This window comes from Gottfriedia sp. NPDC056225 (assembly GCF_042267765.1).
In the GTDB taxonomy this organism is placed as follows: Bacteria; Bacillota; Bacilli; order Bacillales; family Bacillaceae_G; genus Gottfriedia.
The window spans coordinates 1-4,258 of record NZ_JBHJTJ010000107.1 but is presented as its reverse complement, the minus strand read 5'-3'; the positions used below and the strand labels follow the sequence as shown (position 1 = coordinate 4,258).

The window sequence follows — 4,258 nt, the reverse complement described above, 5'->3', positions numbered from 1 at the left end:
GCAGGAAAATCTGTCGAAATTAATCCAACAATTAATGTACCAAAACAAGCAGTAACAGGAAGATATGAAGGATATATTTATTTTGTCAATTCAAATAATAAAGAAGAAAACTATCAAATCCCATTTTCAATTAACATAAGAAATAGTAAAGGGTTTGATTACATGCGTGTGAGTAGACCTATGATGACGAATGATCCGGAAATTATTCATCCTATGGTACAACAATATGTAAATGTGTACTTTAAATTGTCAAGCCCAGCAACAACAATCGATGTATTAGTGAAAGATGGAAATACAGGTGAACCAATTGGACTTGTAGGAACTTTTGCTGCAAGTAATTTATTGACAGGCAAAGACTATTACTCAGAGGCTTTATTTACTGGTGTAGTCTACCCATTTACAAATGATAAAAAACGACCTATTTCCAATCAAAAGGTGAGGCTGCCTGAAGGAGACTATACCTTTGAAATGGTTACGCATGATGACCAAGGAAAATCATACAGCATGGATTCGAATGTTACGATTGACAATACCCCTCCAAAAGTAGAAGTAGATATGAAGCCAGGTATTTATGAAGTAAATGAATCAATGTATACGACAGAACCTGGTTATAATGGACCAGCAATTTGGATTCATGGTAATGTATTTGATGCAGGTGTTGATCGGCTGAAACAGAAAGGTTTAAATGTTGATCAATCGATTAATGGTGCATTATATTTTGAATATAGCTTATATAATAATATGTTCCTTTCAATTGATAAGGATGGTAACTTTAGATTCCCAGTAACTAAAACTGGAGTTGATGGAGTAGGCTATGTAGATTCCAATTTATTTGTTTTTGATAATGGAACAGCAGCCGATTCATATCCAAAAGGTATCAAAAATTATAAATTTATAAAAGCAGGAACTGAATATGCGGTTCCAACCTATAACAAAGACAAGATCCGACTTGGTGACGAAATTACAATGACATTGAACTTAAACAATATTAAGCAACTTGCATCTGGAGAGTTCACTTTGCCTTTTTCTAATAACAATTATTCATTCCAAAGCGTAAAAATCAATGATGCATTTAAAAAATATGCTGAAGAAAAAGGGGCAAAAGTTAACTTAACGGCACCAGTGTTGAGTACAGGTTCTGTTAAAGTTGGTGCTTCTATTGATCAAGGAAGTTTAACAATTGATAAAGACTTACCTTTCTTAGATGTTACACTTAAATTGACAAAAGATAATCTATATTTACAAGAAGGATATGGATTTGATGTATCATCGTTTAAATATAAGAAAACAGCAGATGCAACTACTACTAACTTAATTCGTGTATATAAAGATAAACCATTTTATGTATTACCAAAACAATCAATGGTGAGTGGAGTTATGTCACCTGAAGCTTTCCTAATATCAGGAGCAAATCAAATAGATTCAAAGGTAGACTATTCTAAGCTTGGAGCAAAAATATATGCACAAGATGCAAACGGTAAAACTTATGATGTAAGTAGTCTTACAAAAAGTTCATACTTTACATTTAATAACCTACCATTATCAGATAAAGACTATGATATTTATGTGAAAGTACCGGGACATTTTACTAGCAAACTATCAACAAAAACATTCAGAGACTTCGATGGAGATCTTGCTGGTGCGCAAAAGTTAGTAGAAATGGACAAAAATAGTGCAGGTGATGTGAATGGTGATAATGTCATCGACGTAATGGATGCAATTTATATTCAAACTTATTGGGGAACAAATAAACGTGCTGCGGATATTAATTTTGATGGCGTAGTTGATGCGAAAGACTTTGCATTTGTAGAGAAAAACTACTTAATGCAAAATACTTCAATCGCAAACTCACTAGCACCAAAAAAGAAATACAAGTCAGCAACTTTAGATAGTATAAAGAAAGATCTTGGAATTAACGAAAAGGAATAGACTAAAAATAATAGAAATATAGATTTTATTGGCTCCGGATTTGTACCGGAGTCTTTCTATGTTTTTAGAGAAGAATCTTTAAACTAGCTTATAGTTTTAAATATTTTTGCACTTCAAAAGTATTAGAAAGTAAAAAAAAGAGATTGGGATTTTCCTACTTTCTAAATAAAGTGAAATTTACTATGTTTGCTTTTCCTTCAAGTTGGTCATTAAATTTCTTGATTTAGCCATTTAAAACACTAATATAAAAACCATTTTTGCTTGCAGCCAGATCTTACTGGTTTTAGATTTTCTAAAATATACAGTTTTTTTCGTTTCAACATTAAGATTTCCTTCTAAAACAGGAGCTTTGGAAAGTATTGAAATACCCGAGTGGATATGGAAAACTGTCAGAGAACTTTTCGATTTCTTTTTTCATTTTTTTCAAAAATATTAAGTTGGAAGAAATAAAAAGTTGGAATTTGTAAAAAAATTTAGAATTGATTGAAATTTGCAAAATATCAATAAAATCAATTCTCCGTATAATGAATTTATCTTGAGAAAAGAAAGAAGGCTAGTAGATGAAAAAGAGTATGTTTAAAAATGTGACAACATTAGCATTAACAACAGGACTTATAAGTACTACAATGACACCAGGTTCCTTTTCACAACAAGTACATGCACAAGCAACATCGAAGGTTGAACAAGTATTAGCAAATTTGACTCCTCAACAACGTGAGGCAATTAAGCAATTGAAATTAAGTGATAAAGAGGGACTGCAATTATCCTCAGAAGTCGATCAAACAACTGACAAGCTTACACCTGTCATTGTCGAATTTAAAGACAAGCCTGAGCAGACTGCTGTTTTAGAAGCTGCATCCAACGGCGAAACGTTATCAGCAAAAGATGCACAAGAAAATGTAAGCGCTTCACACGAAGCATTCCAAAAAGATTTAAAAACTATTTTCAGTAGTGAGTTAAAAGACAAGAAAAATACATATTCAATTAAACGTTCATATAAAAAAGCATTTAATGGGGTTGCAATGACAATTCCAGCTAACAAAATAAAACAACTACTTAAATCAAGTGCAGTACAATCTGTTTATAGTGATTTACAAGTCCAAGTTGAGCCACCATCGATCAGCGAATCATCAACAACAGGGAAGCAAGCTGCAACGCATACGATGGTGACATTCCCTGGAGTTGAGAAACTTCATGAAGAAGGCTTTACAGGAAAAGGTGTAAAAGTTGGTATTCTTGATACTGGTATAGACTATAACCACCCAGATTTAAAAGGTGCCTTTAAAGGTGGATATGATTTTGTTGATAATGACAATGACCCAATGGAAACAACATACGCAGATTGGCAGAAATCTGGTGAGGATGAGTTAGGTTCAAATGGAGAAGCGTATTATACTGAGCACGGAACACATGTGGCTGGTATTATTGCTGGACAAGGTAAAAATGATGGAGACTTATCAGTCACAGGGGTTGCACCGGATGCTGATATTTATTCTTATCGTGTTCTAGGGCCATATGGAGGTGGTTATACATCAGCTATATTAGCAGGACTTGATAAAGCGGTATCTGATGGGATGGACATTATTAACATGTCTCTTGGCGCAGATTACAATGACCCATTATATCCTACATCAATTGCCGTTAATAATGCTGTACTTGCAGGTGTAACCGCGATTGTCGCAGCAGGTAATTCTGGTGATATGATGTATTCGCTTGGCGCACCAGGTAATTCACCTTTAGCCATTACAGTTGGAGCATCAGATACTTCTGTTTCTATTCCGACATATACAGGAACATTAAAACCGTCAACTGGTGATGTTACAGCTGATTTAAAACTAGCCGCTCAAGGCTTAGGGGATAATATAGCAGATTTTGATGGGAAAACTGTGCAAATGGTTAATGCAGCATATGGTACTGAAGGTTCGTACTGGACCGGAAATACCGGTACTTCTACACCAATAGATGTTAAGGGCAAAGTAATATTGGCGCAACGAGGTAGCATCGGTTTAACTCAAATCATAGCAAATGCGAAAGCACGTGGAGCAATCGGTGCTGTATTATACGATGCACCAGTTCCTAACGGTGATGTATATCTTGGAGAAGGTTATGGCTATATACCGACATTTTTAATTAGTAATGCACAAGGCAAAGCCTTAGCTGCGAAGTTACCATCTAGTACTAATACGTCTTTAAATTTTACTTTTAGTAATATGAAACAATTAGTCACAACAGGTGATAAATTAGCACCATTTAGCTCACGTGGTCCATCTCGTGTTTTATACGATATAAAGCCTGAAGTAACGGCACCTGGAGTATCTGTTTTCTCAAC

Annotated in this window: 2 protein-coding genes; both read left to right on the top strand. The window is 34.5% G+C overall.

Features of this window, described 5'->3' with window-relative positions:
- On the top strand, window positions 1–1,929 hold a 1,929-nt coding region (locus ACFCYN_RS24985; protein ID WP_375952783.1), incomplete at its 5' end, for a dockerin type I domain-containing protein.
- Between the two features lie 560 nt (window positions 1,930–2,489).
- Window positions 2,490–4,258: S8 family serine peptidase (locus ACFCYN_RS24980; RefSeq protein WP_375952781.1), on the top strand; the 1,769-nt coding region annotated here is incomplete at its 3' end.